This window comes from Pseudomonas sp. RGM 3321, from assembly GCF_022836805.1.
Classification (GTDB): Bacteria; Pseudomonadota; Gammaproteobacteria; order Pseudomonadales; family Pseudomonadaceae; genus Aquipseudomonas.
Genome location: NZ_JALHBH010000107.1, coordinates 118,949 through 133,735, shown reverse-complemented (window position 1 = coordinate 133,735; position 14,787 = coordinate 118,949). Strand labels below are relative to the sequence as shown.

The window sequence follows — 14,787 nt, the reverse complement described above, 5'->3', positions numbered from 1 at the left end:
CACGGAACCTAGTGCGCCTCTTGTTGCCTGACACCTGCTTGATCAATCGCTCATTTAGCTGCTTATTTATTGCAGGGGGTCACATGCGCACACTGGAATTGGCAGGCAGAACTGTACCAGTGCTGGGTCAGGGCACCTGGCACATGGGTGAAAAAGGGCACCTGCGCTCGGCAGAAATTGCTGGCCTTTGCCTGGGTATCGAACAGGGCCTGACCCTGATTGACACCGCCGAGATGTACGCCGACGGCGCTGCCGAAGAGATCGTCGGGCAAGCCATCGCCGGGCAACGCGACAAGGTATTCGTGGTCAGCAAGGTCTACCCGCACAATGCCAGCCGTAGCGGTATCCCGGCTGCATGCGAAGCAAGCCTGCGCCGGATGAACACCGACTACATCGACCTTTATCTGCTGCACTGGCCGGGTCAGTACCCACTGACCGAAACCGTCGAAGCCTTCGAACGCTTGCAGGAAGCGGGTAAAATCGGCGCCTGGGGCGTTTCCAACTTTGATGTCCCGGACATGATCGAGCTGAACAACCCGCGTTGCGCGACCAATCAGGTGTTGTACAACCCGGAACAACGCGGCATCGAATTCGACCTGATGCTGTGGAGCGCAGACCGCCACTTACCGATGATGGCGTACTGCCCGATTGGCCAGGCCGGCGATCTGCTTTACCACCCTGCCCTGCACGAAATCGCCAAACGCCATGACGCAACACCGGCGCAGATTTCCCTGGCGTGGGTGCTGCGTCAGGACAACATGATCGCCATTCCCAAGGCGACCAACCCCGAGCATATTCGTCTGAATATCGCTGCCGAGCAGATTCGTCTCACCGAGCGCGACCTGGCCGACATTGATCTGGCCTGGCCAGCGCCGACTCGCAAAGTACCGCTGGCAATGGTCTGACCGGTGTCGATGCAGTAGCAGTTGTCGATTGACTGAACGGCCGCCAACGCGGCCGTTTCTTCATGTGGCAGATGACACACCCGGCAACAAGCTGTCACAAATATGAAATAACGCCTTGTCATCATGCGGCCTTCGCCTCCCTGCCCGGGCCAGGCCGCACGTGGACAGCCATGAACCACAGTATTGCTCACCACCATCAGGACTCCGACCTTTTCGGTCTGCTCTACGGCTTCCGTTTTCGCCACGCTGAAAGTGGCCAGGAGATCGGTTCGGCCGCCGCGCTGGATTACCTGCAAAACCCTCCCGAAGAGAACGACTTCATCTGGCTGCACCTGAACCTGTCGCACGCAGCCTGCGAGCGCTGGATGAAAACCCATCTGGACCTTCCGGAAGAGTTTTTCGAGGCCCTGCACGAGGGTTCGCGTTCCACCCGGATCGAGCACGTCGACGCCACGTTGCTGGCAGTAGTCAACGATGTGGTGTTCGATTTCAACAGGCTCTCGACCGACATCTCGACCTTGTGGGTCTGCGCCCGCCAGCGCTTGCTGATCACCGCCCGGCTGCAGCCACTGCGTTCGGTAGACAAGTTGCGCTCAGCGGTCAAACGCGGCGAACAGTTCGATTCACCGCTGGAACTGCTCGCTCACCTGCTGAGCGACCAAGGCGAAGTGCTGACGCAGTTTCTGCGCAAGACCAGCGTCAACGTCGACCGCATTGAAGACCAGTTGCTTTCACAGCGACTAAGCAACAATCGCTCCGAACTCGGTGCCATGCGCCGGGTGCTTGTAAGACTGCAACGTCTGCTGGCGCTGGAACCGGGTTCGTTGATGCGCCTGTTGCATAAACCTCCGCAATGGCTGCGCGAGCAGGATGTCCAGGCGCTGCGTCAGTCCATCGAAGAGTCCTCGCTGGTGATCAACGACCTCACGGCACTGGGCGAGCGCATCAAACTGTTGCAGGAAGAGATCGCCGCCAACCTCAACGAACAGAGCAGCAGAACCCTGTTTACCCTGACCGTGGTAACGGTTCTGGCATTGCCGATCAACATTGTCGCGGGCTTTTTCGGCATGAACGTGGGGGGTGTACCACTGGCTTCCGATCCTGAAGGCTTCTGGATTCTGGTGGCACTGGTCGCGACGTTTACGCTGGTCGCGGGACGCTGGGCGTTTCGCAAACGGGGCGATTATTGACCCGGCCTGCCGGTTGTCAGAAATCTGGCGCAAAAGGCCACTGATTACTCGCATGTCGCATCTCTGTCACATTTTGCAATGACCATGTCAATATTCTTTCAATCAGGATTGCGAACATGGCTATAAACGCACTTTCTCCCGATGCGACGGGCCGGGCGGGCCTGTCGGCAACTCACTTCGGGCGCAAACCGGGTCGACTGACCATGGTCATCTTCTTCGCGATACTCATCGCCGGCCTGCTATTCACTGGCTACAGCCTCAAGCAGGATGTCGACGACATGGGCACGGTGGTCACCACCTGGACCCCGTTCGTGCTGCTGGGCGTAGCGTTGCTGATTGCACTGGGGTTCGAATTCGTCAACGGTTTCCATGACACCGCCAACGCGGTCGCCACCGTGATCTATACCCATTCCCTGCCACCCGGCTTTGCGGTGGTCTGGTCGGGGTTCTTCAACTTTCTCGGCGTGATGCTCTCCAGTGGTGCGGTGGCGTTCGGCATCATCGCACTGCTGCCGGTGGAACTGATTCTGCAAACCGGCTCATCGGCAGGCTTCGCCATGATCTTCGCCCTGCTGATAGCGGCGATCATCTGGAACCTGGGCACCTGGTGGCTGGGCTTGCCAGCGTCCTCGTCGCATACGCTGATCGGCTCGATCATCGGTGTCGGCATCGCCAACGCCTTGATGCACGGACGGGACGGCACCAGTGGCGTGGACTGGTCTCAGGCGACCAAAATAGGCTACTCGCTGTTGCTGTCGCCGCTGGTGGGTTTCGGCTGTGCCGCCTTGCTGTTGCTGGCCATGCGCATGTTCATCAAGAACCGCGCGCTGTACAAGGCACCAGAAGGCAATGCGCCGCCACCGCTGTGGATTCGCGCCATGCTGATCATGACCTGCACCGGCGTTTCATTCGCTCATGGCTCCAACGACGGGCAGAAAGGCATGGGGCTGATCATGCTGATTCTGGTCGGTACCCTGCCGATGGCCTATGCGCTCAACCGCACCATGCCGGCCGATCAGGCCACTCAGTTCGGCGCGGTAGCAGAGGTCACCCAACAGGCACTGATGCGCAGTGTTCCCCTGCCTGCCCCGGCTGACTCGCGGCAGACCCTGTCGGATTACCTGGTCAGCAAACAGGCAGGTCCCGACCTGATCCCTGCGCTGGCGGTCATGACCGGCAAGATCGGCAATCAGGTCGCCAGTTACGGCTCGCTCTCGAAGGTGCCTGCGGAAGCGGTGACCAACGTTCGAAACGACATGTACCTGACCTCGGAAACCATCCGGGTGATGGATAAGAACAAGGTAGGCAATTTCGACGCCGATACGCAGACCAAGCTCGATGCGTTCAAAGGGCAGATCGACAGCGCGACGCGTTTTATTCCGACCTGGGTCAAGATTGTGGTCGCTATTGCCCTGGGGCTGGGCACGATGGTCGGCTGGAAACGCATCGTCGTGACCGTAGGTGAGCGCATAGGCAAGACGCACATGACCTACGCACAAGGCGCGTCGGCAGAAGTCGTGGCGATGTTCACCATCGGCGCGGCGGACATGTACGGGCTGCCCGTATCGACCACCCACGTGCTGTCATCCGGGGTAGCGGGGTCGATGGTCGCCAACGGTTCAGGCCTGCAAATGCGTACCTTGCGCAATCTGGCCACCGCCTGGGTATTGACCCTTCCGGCTGCCATCCTGCTTTCGGGTTCGCTGTACTGGGTTTTCAGTAAGCTGTTTTGAGGTCTTTGGTGAGCGGTGCCTGCTGCCATCAAGTCTTGATACAGGTCGCAAAGAGGACGCGGAGCGTCCAGAAAGGCATGCGACGCAGAGCGCCGCACGATAGTTGCGATTATCGTTCCGCACGCTCCAGCGTGGGAATGCAGGTCGCGAGGCTCTGCGTCGCACGATAGGGGTGGTGAGATTATCGTGCCTCAGGATCCGGTGGTTCATCACCCTCTACGCTGGTGTCGATACTCACCACCACCGACATTCCCGGCCGTAAATGCTCCAGCATTGGCTGATCGGCATCGACCACGATGCGCACCGGGATGCGCTGGGAAATCTTCACGAAGTTGCCGGTCGCGTTATCGGCGGGCAGCAGGCTGAATTCAGAACCTGCGGCAGGCGAAATGCGTTGTACGTGGCCACGCATCTCGTGGCCGTCGAGCGCGTCGACAGTAAAGCTTACCGGCTGGCCAAGGCGCACATGAGCCATCTGGGTTTCTTTCATGTTGGCCACGATCCAGCGCTGCTCAGGCACCAGCGCCATCAATTGTGCGCCCGAGTTGACGTAGGCACCAAGGCGCACGCCGATCTGCCCCAACTGCCCGTCACGCGGGGCGACAATGCGAGTGTTGTCCAGGTCGATGCGCGCCAGTTCGATGGCTGCCTGCGCATTGGCCACTGAAGCTTCCAGTGAGCCACGATTGACGATCACCGTTTGCAGGTCCTCGCGGGCTATCTGCAATACCGCCCTGGCTTCAGCAACCGCAGCGTTTGCCTGCGCATCGGCAGCACGGGTCACATCAAGCTCGCTTTTCGATACCGAGCCATCGGTCACCAGTGCCTGATTGCGACGCAGATCGGCAGCGCTCTTGCGGCTCTGGGCGATGCTGTTCTGCAGTTCAGCCTGGCGCTGGCCGATGGTCGCTTCGGCACTGCGTCGCTGTTGCAGGTTATTGGCCAGCGAGGCTTTCTGTACCGCCAGTTGCGCAATGGCCTGATCCAGGCGCTGGCGATAAATACGGTCATCCAGACGCACCAGCAAGTCGCCGGCCTTGACGAACTGGAAGTCCTGAACAGGCACTTCGTACACATACCCGCTCAACTGCGGCCCGATCAGCGTGGTCTGGCCCTTTACCTGGGCGTTCTCGGTGCTCTCGATCGCGCTCGCGAACGGTGGCAGTTGCCAGGCATACAGCACAACCAGTACCCCGGTCAGTGCGACGGCAGCGAAGATCACCGAAGACACGACTCGCTTGCGGGTCGAGCGCGGCTTGCTGGTCACCGGGGACGTCAACGGTGCCGGTGGCGGCGCACTGCGGGTTGTTTCTGTATCTGAGGTCGTGGATTCGTTCATGAAGATTTAACGCCGGAATTGGATGCGGAAGGCGAAGCGGCAGGTGCTACAGGTGCCAGCGCCAGAGGTTGAGTGGTCATTTTCAGCCACAGGACCCGGGCTGAAATCCAGATCATGGTCAGCACGGCAATCAGGGCGATCAGCATGAACACATCGTTATAGGCCAGCACGTTGGCTTCTCGGGTCGCAGCCGTAGCCATTGCGCGCATGCCTTGGGTGTTGCGCAGCGACGGGTCGGCAATAACCGAACTGTAACTGGCGCCGTAACTCTGTAATCGCGCCTGAACCAGAGGGTCGATCAGGGTCAGGTGCTCAACGATATGACTGGAGTGAAACTTCTCGCGCACTATCTGAAAAGTGCCCAATGCAGCAGACCCGATCAGGCCGCCAATGTTTTGTGTGATCCCGAACAACACCGAAAAACTCACCATGTTGCGCGGGTTGGCGAGCACCCCGCTGATCCCCAGCACCAGCGTCGGACCGAGAAAAAACGTGCCACCGAACGCCAGCAGAAACTGGCTGAGGTACATGTTCGATTGCCGGGTCAGATTAGTCGAGTGACTGTCCATCCATGCACCGATGGCCATCATCGCCAGGGAGATCAGCAACGGCTTGATCAGGTGCGCAGGATTGATGGTCAGCGCACTGGTTGCCAACCCGGCCACGCTGCCCAGCAACATCACCAGGTACAGCGTGTGCAGTTGCTGACTGCCCATGTTCAGCGCCTGAAGAAAACCTACAGCGCCCACCGACTGCTCGGACAGCACCACGCGAAACAGGATAACAGCCAGGCCGAGGCGCAGGATCGCCCCGCTGCCGAGCCAGCGCGTGATCAGCAACGGATTGCTGCGGTTATGCTCGATGGCCAGTCCTGCACAGATCAGCACAATGGAGGCGGCTGAAGCCAGACCTATCCACTGCGCCTCCAGCCACCATTCAATACGCCCCAGCGACAGCACCGCGCACAGCAGTGCAAAGCCGGTAGCCAGCAAACCGAAGGTAAGAAAATCCAGCTTTTCGAACGCCTTGAAACGATCCCCCGGTGGCAGCTTGAGCATCAGCACGCAACCCAGCGAGAGCAGCGCCATACCCAGTTCGAACAGATACAGGCCGCGCCATTGGGCTATCTGCAACAGGTCTTCGGACACCAGACGAGCCAGCGGCGTCGCCAACTGAGCCGTGCCAAGCCCGAGAACCAAGGCCTTGAGCCTCCACTTCTGCGGGAAAGCCTGAATCATGTAGTACAGCCCAAGGGTACTGAGCGCGGCGCCGACCATACCGTGCGCCGCACGCACCGCGATGGCCGAGTCAATGTCGTTGACAAACAGGTGCGCCAGCGTCACCAGTGCATAGAGCACCAGAAACAGTTCGGTGAACGCGCGCAAGCCGAATTGCTGACGAAACTTCACCAGCAACAGGTTCATCGACACGTTGGTCATGATGTAGGCGGCCGGTAGCCAGGCAATGTCCTGCGACGTTGCCCCCAGCGCACCCTGCAGATACGGCAGGTTGGCCACCACCAGCGCGTTACCGAGCCCGCCGGTCAGCGCGACGATCACACCCACCAGAGCAAATGACCAGCGCCGCGCGTCAGAATGCAGCGGCGTCGAAGGCGAGCCGGGCATGGTCGGACGCTCGTGGGCAGCCCACTCGCGCGGTGCATATTTATCGGTCATACAGGACGGTCATTGAGGCGTTCATGGGTCTACCCGAAGAATTCCCTTCTGTGACATTAATGACAGTCATAATACTCATCAGCAGATAACGATTCGCCTCAGCCCTTCAAGTGCAGCAACGCTTAGTTCCCACGCAGACGCTCTAAATGGTGGTTTTCTGAAACTTCAGGCTATGCTTAAACGCAGTTTTGCTTTGCACATTTGCGCTGCTAGGATCTTCTGCGAAGCTCCAACAAAACTCGAACAAGAAGAAAGCGCAACCGAACAAGGAGTTCAGAATGAGTTCACAGGTTTCATCGGCCCGCCCGGTTCGACAGCCCACCAGCCGGGATTCGATCGTTGTCGACGTGCGTAACCACATCGGTCACCTGACCCTCAACCGCCCGGAAGGCCTGAACGCAATCGATCTGGACATGGTCCGCCTGCTTCGCCTGCAACTTGATCGCTGGGCTGATGACCCGTCTGTTCATGCCGTGGTTCTGCGCGGCGCAGGTGGCAAGGCGTTCTGCGCCGGCGGCGATATCCGTTCACTGTATGAAAGTCATCAGAACGGGCAGGACCTTCATCACACATTCTTTGCCGAAGAGTATGAACTGGACCTGACGATTCACCGTTACCGCAAACCGGTACTGGCCCTGATGGACGGTCTGGTGCTGGGTGGCGGCATGGGTTTGGTTCAGGGTGCCGACCTGCGCGTAGTCACCGAACGCAGTCGGCTCGGCATGCCGGAAGTTGCCATTGGCTACTTCCCGGATGTGGGCGGTAGCCATTTTCTGTCGCGACTGCCAGGCGAACTGGGCACCTGGCTGGGCGTAACCGGGTCACAGATCGGCGCTGCCGATGCGTTGTACTGCGGGCTTGCCAACTGGTCGATGAACAGCGAAATGCTGCCGCGCCTCGACCATATGCTCGACCACCTGAAATGGAAATCGACGCCGCTCAAGGACCTGCAGGGAGCCCTGGCCAAGCTGGCGACCCAGCGCCTGCCCTACCCGCCCCTGGAAATCCTGCGACCCGCCATCGATCACTTTTTCGCCCTGCCGGACATCCCCAGCATGCTTGAGCAACTGCAAGAGGTGGTCATCGGCGAGACCCGCGAATGGGCGCTGGACACCGTCGACCGGATGAAACGCCATTCGCCGCTGGCAATGGCCGTGACACTTGAAATGCTGCGTCGCGGCCGTCACTTGCCGTTACACGCTTGCTTCGCCATGGAACTGCACCTTGACCGTCAATGGTTCGAGAGCGGTGATCTGATCGAAGGCATACGTGCCCTCATCATCGATAAAGACAAGAAGCCGCAATGGAAACACGCCAGCGCGCAGGAAGTCAGCAGCGCGCATGTGCACAGTTTCTTCAGCGGTCTGGAGAATTGAACCGTGCACGACCTTGAACTGAGTGAAGAGCAGGTAATGATTCGCGACATGGCGCGCGACTTTGCCCGCAATGAAATCGCGCCGCACGCCCAGGCCTGGGAAAAGGCCGGGTGGATCGATGACGCGCTGGTCGCCAGGCTAGGTGAGCTGGGCTTGCTGGGCATGGTGGTCCCGGAACAATGGGGTGGCACCTACCTCGATTACGTCGCCTACGCGCTGGCGGTTGAAGAAATTTCCGCCGCTGACGCTGCCACTGGAACGCTGATGAGCGTACACAGCTCAGTCGGCTGCGGTCCCGTCCTCAATTACGGGACAGATGAGCAGAAACACACCTGGCTGGAACAACTTGCCACTGGCCGCGCCATCGGCTGCTTCTGTCTGACCGAACCCCATGCCGGCTCTGAAGCACATAACCTGAGGACTCGCGCCGAATTACAAGGTGATGAATGGGTCATAAACGGTGCCAAACAGTTTGTCAGTAATGGCAAACGGGCAAAACTGGCCATCGTGTTTGCCGTGACCGACCCTGAACTCGGCAAAAAGGGCCTTTCAGCGTTTCTGGTACCTACCGAGAACCCCGGCTTCTCAGTCGACCGCAGCGAGCACAAGATGGGTATCCGGGCGTCTGACACCTGTGCGGTGACCTTGAATAATTGCAGAATCCCGGCTGCCAATCTGCTGGGTGAGCGAGGCAAGGGCCTTGCCATTGCCCTCTCCAATCTGGAAGGGGGTCGTATCGGTATCGCGGCACAGGCGCTGGGCATCGCCCGAGCCGCATTCGAGGCCGCGCTGGCCTACGCGCGTGAACGCGTGCAGTTCGATAAACCGATCATCGAGCATCAGAGCATCGCCAACCTGCTGGCCGACATGCACACCCGCATCAACGCCTCGCGATTATTGATTCTGCATGCTGCGCGTCTGCGCAGCGCCAGCCAGCCCTGCCTGTCCGAAGCATCACAAGCCAAGCTGTTTGCCTCGGAAATGGCCGAATGGGTGTGCTCCAAAGCAATTCAGATTCATGGCGGCTACGGTTACCTTGAAGACTACCCTGTCGAACGCTATTACCGGGACGTGCGCATAACCCAGATCTATGAAGGCTCCAGCGAGATCCAGCGCCTGCTGATTGCGCGGGAACTGCGTCACTATCTGGTCTGACCACACTGACTGCCCCGGCGACGGCTGCCGTCGGGGCATGCCGTCATCGCGCAGTGAATCGTTCCCGCCCAAGCAAAGTCACCAGCAATGCGACCGAATCGGCGTTTTTAAGCATGATGTCGGTGCGCTTGTGGACGTCGCTATAAAACACATCACGTGCTTCTTCCAGCGTTCTCTTGCCGGTGATACTCAGAATGGTCTGTTTGCCGTTACCGTCCCTTCGTCTCAAGTCTCGCCAGGCCTCGTCATCAAGCTGCTTGAACAGTTTGTCGCGATCAGTGTGAAAGGAGAGGGTTTTCTGCTGCTGATAAATCAGCTCGTTCCTGATGTGCAGTCGATAAATCGGCGCACCTTCAAGCAGATCTATAAATGGCGCTTGAGAGTCGACATACGCAATGTCGTCGGCGTTCAGCACCAAGTGAGACAACTCATGAATCAGGATAGAAGCACGATAGTGCGGGCCAAACTTGAACTGCCCCGAACGTATTGCGCTGAGTTTCAGCCGGTAGGTAGGCAGACGAAAGAACTGCTCGGTCAGAAAAACCCGTCTTAATGAATCTTCCTTGAAAATGAACGCATGGGACGACTCGTGACCTGCTCGATTGATCCCGACGACATAGCGCGCAGAATCGATGGGCGACAGCGAAGGATCCATCAACTCTTGATAAAGGTCGATAACAGCCCTTTTGGTAACATCGTACAGTCGCTCGTCCGGGTCCTCGTGAGTAAAAAAATCGACGAGTATTTTTTCCGTTCTCGGGTTTACCTTTCCGTTTGGCAATCGCCAGGTCAGGTTGGCCAGACAGTTTTCCAGATAGCGCTGAGCCTGGGCGTGCCCATCTTCGATGGACTGGGCCATTTCCCGGTAAGAACGTCGAATCTCGGGCATGCCGCGAGCGTTGACGATCATGGTTTCTTCAACCAGATCATCCACAAGGCTGCCGTCAAAGCGGCTGAGCGCGGCACCCCCACCTTTTAGTCCACCCTGGATGTCAAGTATCCATTGCTGATTGGCATCCAGTACCACAGAAGGACCGATCTTGTTACCTGCGATAATGAACCAGCCGTTCTCATCGGATTGCAATTCATAGGTTTTTCCATCGATGGCTGCATATATTTTGCCTGTGACCGGATGGCGGTAAATACTTAACAACTCGTCCTTTCGCAGCGCGGACAAAGCGATGTCACGGACTTCGAATTCGCGCAAGCGTTCTCGTATCTGCTGCGTCAGTGAGCTGTTGCCCCAGGAAAATCCGGCCACATCAGGCCTATCGGTCCCGCCGTCCAGTTGTACAAGCGCATCAGACAGGCCAGCCTCCTCGGATAAAACGCCCTCTTCGTCAGTTATCCGTGATGTAAAAGCCGAAGGCGTCTGTCTGGAAGAAATCATCACGCTCAACGCAGCCATGAATTCCGAGAGAGCCTTGCCCCAGTTCTGATCCCCGGCAGAGATGACCGACAGATTCAACAACGTCTGTCCCTGAATGATTCCGATCAGCGCGCCCAGACGGCCCGGCATCAGCGCCATGACTTGCTCGGCACCCAGCGTGAACAGGTAGCGGGACGAAGCACTGCGATGTTCGACGTTAGTGACACTGTGCTGTTGCACTTGTAATTTCAGGATATCCAGAGCGCCCTTGAACATCAGCAACAGGCAATTGCCCTCATAAGGATTGATCTTTACGGTTACCGGTGCAGGTTTTTCAAAGGGCATATCAAAAGAGGACTCTGCGCTGAAAGGCAGGTGCGGCTCCGCGAAGCCGCCGTTGTCGTAGACCTTGCGCAAATCGGGATCAATACGGTCCAGCATGTACGTCTGAAGGCTTGCAGAGGTGTGTATGTCCTGCAGCAGCGCTGCCTTGTCCGGGTACTCCTTGAAAACAAAGTCGTCGTGCAGCGGCGCGTACAGCACCCAAGGTCCCGGCTGATTTTCCAATGGCCCCATCAGGTACGTATTAAGGACCACGGTCGGCTCCCAGCCTTCCCTGGCAGCAAGCAGCTGCAATGGGCTCACCCCTATCTTGCAGCCGTCGACAGGTAAACGTGCAAGTGCATCGGGCATATTCAATACATTTTCGATGACCCGATAGGCTTGCTCGGACAGTTCGTTCTTCAGCCTGAGCGCAAGCGCTCGAAGAATATCCAGCGAGGGCACCTGTTCGACGAACAGTTTGCGTCGCTCGGGGTAGTCTGGAGCCGTCACGGCGAGCGCCGAGTCCAGCATGCTGCGATAACCCGCAGCGAGGTCCAGTGACCTGACTACATCACGAACATAAGCAGGCGTCATTAACGCATTCAGCGGTTGATCGTCCCAGGACGAAAGAAGAATGACTCCGTCCTCCCGGGACAGGAAACGGTTGATAGCATACTCGGCAAGGTTTTCGCTTGCGGTTTGCGTGGCCGCAGGTATCGAGTGAGGCGTTTGCCCCGGCGCAACCGGGGCAGGAACATAATGCGTCAGCGTAACCCGGACATTTTCAGGGTCAGGACGAGGCTCGGTGAAATCGGTTTCAAACCTGCTTTTCAATTGCTCGCAGGAGTATTCGTAAAGGCTGGGGATATCAAGCAGAAAATCTTTTTTCCCGACACAAGTCACATAGAACCGCTGCAGGGCATCCACCAGAACTATCTGATCGGCCCTCGACGCGCTGCTGATCCATGAGGGCACGATGGCTTTGTAAATGATGAACTGAATCGCAACGGCCAGGTAGCTGAGGGCCTGGCGATTGCGGTCATCGCGCTCTATTGCTCCCAGCACGTTGACAAAAAGTTCTGACGGCAGCCGCCAGGCCAGTGCCTGCTGGTAAAGATAGGCCGCAGTGCTTCGCTGACGCTTTATCTCCCCCTGTTGCAACGCCTCGATGAAATGCCCGTCAATGTGCTTAAGACCTACCTCAAGATCAAGCCTGCCTGCTTTGGCACGCCGATCAAGCAGCGTCTGCCTGTCCGGCTCGGCAAAAACGCCCGATAAGTGGGAAACCAGTTCACTGCCTGCCAATCGCGCGGCTAAATACTCCTTAAGTGCCTGCAGTGTTTCGAAAAGTATGAGCCCTTTTCTCAGTATCCACAGAGTCGGCTGGCTATCAGCACGCGTTTTCTTGACCACGAATACGTTGGGCACCTGAATCGCTTCTGGCTCAGGGGCGTATTGAACTGAAACGGCAAACGCGTCGACACGCGCTTCACCCAGTGCCTCCCTGAGGCGTGGTAACGGCCGGTCCAGTAGCTGCTGAACGTTTTCGATGACTGATTCGGGAAGTACAGCAATACGCTTTTCGACAAGCAGTTCCAGGCGCAGTATGTCATCCCGAACCAGCGCAGACAGGTCACCGGTGCGCACGCAGCGATTCAAAGGACGAATCGACCGTGAATAGAATTCGCTGATCTGCTCCTCGAGTCGGCGGGGGAAATCCGCCTGCACACAGACCAGTATGTGCTCGAGCAATGCCAATGGCAGACGGTGCACCGGCTGCTCCATAACCGGAGAAACCAGTCCTGCAACCACAACGCCGTCTGACAGCGACGCCTGCGTGTCACCGCAAACCCGGTCAAGCGCCAGCGAAAGCAAGCGCACGGGCACTGCGTCTGCTGCAGCCGGCAAGACCCAAAGCCTCCGTGCATCCAGCGGCGCTCCTCCAAACACAGCCAGGTATCGGTTCAGCGCATGGCGCATGCAGCCATCCACCCCGGCATGTAGAACATCAACGTGCCCCAGCAACACATCGAGCTTCTTCAGCTTGGCAATCCAGTTGTAGGAACGCTCGGAAACCAAGTCCGGGTGTTGCCGCGTGTCAGCCAGTGCAGACGCTCCCCAGACCTGATCGAAGGCCAGCGGCTGCGGGTGCCAGCGCCCTGCGTCATGCAGGTTCGGCAGCCGACCGTCCAGTAGCCTGCGGATATCCAGCGCATCATCGACCCGCACCGGATTTTCTTCGGAATGAAGGGCGGGCAGTTCCAGCACATAAAGCAAATTACGCTTTTGCAAAGCAATGACCGAATCAACGAACTCACAGAAAAAAGCTGCGCTGAGCGCATCCTGGTGCAGCTCGACTTCTCCCTGGCCCCTGACGGCAAGGTGATCGTTCAAGGATGAATAAGCCAACAGCCCGGCACGCGAGGGATCGTTCACCACGTATGCAGTTGCCAGGGCTGGATCGCCAAAGCGCAAAACGCCCTGTAGCGAGGAATAAAGAAACACGTTCGACGACTCTCCTGCGGGAAAATCGATCAGGAACATGCCCACCAGTTTTACCGGCTCCTGGTCGGCCACCGCGACTGACAGACGTCGGACACGTACCGACTGTGCATCAACAGCGTCAGGGTTCGAAGGCAACAGGCTGAGCAAACAACGATACTCAACCTCAGTCACCGTGCCATGTGCCCTGCTCGATAGAAGATGCTGACGAAAACACTCCGCGAGCGCATGGCTGACAAAGTCTCGAACTGAATGCCCGTCCTGCCGTCTGGACATCCAGTAGTCAGACAGCAGTTGTTCGTAAGCAACGCTGACTTCGGAAACAGAGTCAGCCAGCGCCTGCTCGAACAGGCTCGTCTGTGCCTGAGACAAGGCCAGCCCCTTGGCGTCCATAAATTTCCGTATCAGGTTTCCCGGGCGTGGTTCCGCGGAAAATGCCTGCACAGCCGCATCAGCCAGATACTGAGTGCCGACGACCGAGAAGGCCCTTGGGTCAGTCCCGGCCTCGGTATCGACAAGCTGCAATAGCTGGCTGAAATCGTCGAGGCTGCCTAAGCCCTTCTGCGATAAAACTGTCTGCAAGGCCTTGCCTGCCGCAGCCCTCAGGTCAGGCAGGTTATGCAACTGCACCGACAGATTATCCAGATGCCCGGCCTGCTCACGCATCACAGCCAGCGTTCGCGCTTCGAAAAGTGAGCCCTCAATGCGCTCTGCCTCGAGCGTCGATATCGCGGTGACCTCATTGAAACGCTGCTGCAACGTGTCGAGCAGCGAGCTGCGACTCTCGAATCGCTCGATCCCGAAGGCCAGCGTACTCAAAAAAACAGGCGCTGCAGTTCTGGCAGGGTCACTGATGAACAAGGCCCCTGCCAGTTCGGCGTTGTCAGGTGAACCGTCGCCTATGATCAGCCGGTCGGCTCTTGGAACGCGTTCATCAGCAGCCGACCCACTGTTCGCGGCATTCAACAGCCGCAGCCAATTGCCCTCATCCAGGCTGATGCGAGAGCTGTCGATTGCGTCCTGAATGTCTTGTGTGAATCGTACGCGCAGAGAGTCGCTGAAAAAATATGGAAGTGCTGCTGACATGTGCTGTTTCCTTCGGATAAAGCCTCATCGCGCATTCCGTGCGGGCGCGTGGCGAGGTAAAGGAAACAGCTTATTGAGGTAGCGCGGCGCGCCTGCGTTACATAAAGCAATTGATCAACAGGCGCGCGTCAC

8 protein-coding genes are annotated in these 14,787 nt (G+C 58.1%); 5 read left to right on the top strand and 3 right to left on the bottom strand.

Annotated features, from left to right (window positions below; all coding sequences use genetic code 11):
• The first annotated feature begins 83 nt into the window (after positions 1-83).
• The 3 genes from RGM3321_RS12560 (at position 84) to RGM3321_RS12550 (ending at position 3,828) form a co-directional block, all read left to right on the top strand.
• Complete coding sequence (locus tag RGM3321_RS12560) at positions 84-905, top strand: aldo/keto reductase (RefSeq protein WP_244393304.1); 822 nt, start codon at positions 84-86, stop codon at positions 903-905.
• Between the two features lie 170 nt (positions 906-1,075).
• Positions 1,076-2,095, top strand: coding sequence for a transporter (locus tag RGM3321_RS12555; protein WP_002552763.1), 1,020 nt, complete (start codon positions 1,076-1,078; stop codon positions 2,093-2,095).
• A gap of 116 nt (positions 2,096-2,211) precedes the next feature.
• Positions 2,212-3,828 (top strand): inorganic phosphate transporter, encoded by a 1,617-nt coding sequence (locus RGM3321_RS12550; RefSeq protein WP_244393303.1) that lies wholly within the window; start codon positions 2,212-2,214, stop codon positions 3,826-3,828.
• Between the two features lie 181 nt (positions 3,829-4,009).
• Here RGM3321_RS12550 and RGM3321_RS12545 read toward each other — a convergent pair whose 3' ends face one another.
• Positions 4,010-5,167 (bottom strand): HlyD family secretion protein, encoded by a 1,158-nt coding sequence (locus tag RGM3321_RS12545; RefSeq protein WP_244393302.1) that lies wholly within the window; start codon positions 5,165-5,167, stop codon positions 4,010-4,012.
• Positions 5,164-6,843, bottom strand: a complete 1,680-nt coding sequence (locus RGM3321_RS12540) for an MFS transporter (protein ID WP_244393301.1) — start codon at positions 6,841-6,843, stop codon at positions 5,164-5,166. Before RGM3321_RS12540 ends, RGM3321_RS12545 begins: the two co-directional genes overlap by 4 nt.
• 278 nt (positions 6,844-7,121) lie before the next feature.
• Here RGM3321_RS12540 and RGM3321_RS12535 point away from each other — a divergent pair, with 278 nt between their 5' ends.
• Together RGM3321_RS12535 and RGM3321_RS12530 are read left to right on the top strand one after the other, a co-directional pair.
• On the top strand, positions 7,122-8,219 hold the full coding sequence (locus RGM3321_RS12535; RefSeq protein ID WP_244393300.1) for an enoyl-CoA hydratase/isomerase family protein: 1,098 nt from the start codon (positions 7,122-7,124) through the stop codon (positions 8,217-8,219).
• A gap of 3 nt (positions 8,220-8,222) precedes the next feature.
• Positions 8,223-9,374 carry an acyl-CoA dehydrogenase family protein gene (locus RGM3321_RS12530; protein WP_244393299.1) on the top strand — a complete coding sequence of 384 codons (1,152 nt, stop codon included), beginning with the start codon at positions 8,223-8,225 and terminating at the stop codon, positions 9,372-9,374.
• Positions 9,375-9,417: 43 nt separating this feature from the next.
• Here the strand turns inward: RGM3321_RS12530 and RGM3321_RS12525 are convergent, their stop codons facing one another.
• A complete protein-coding gene (locus tag RGM3321_RS12525; RefSeq protein ID WP_244393298.1) occupies positions 9,418-14,655 on the bottom strand; it encodes a DUF6543 domain-containing protein in 5,238 nt (1,745 codons plus the stop codon).
• Between the last annotated feature and the right edge of the window lie 132 nt (positions 14,656-14,787).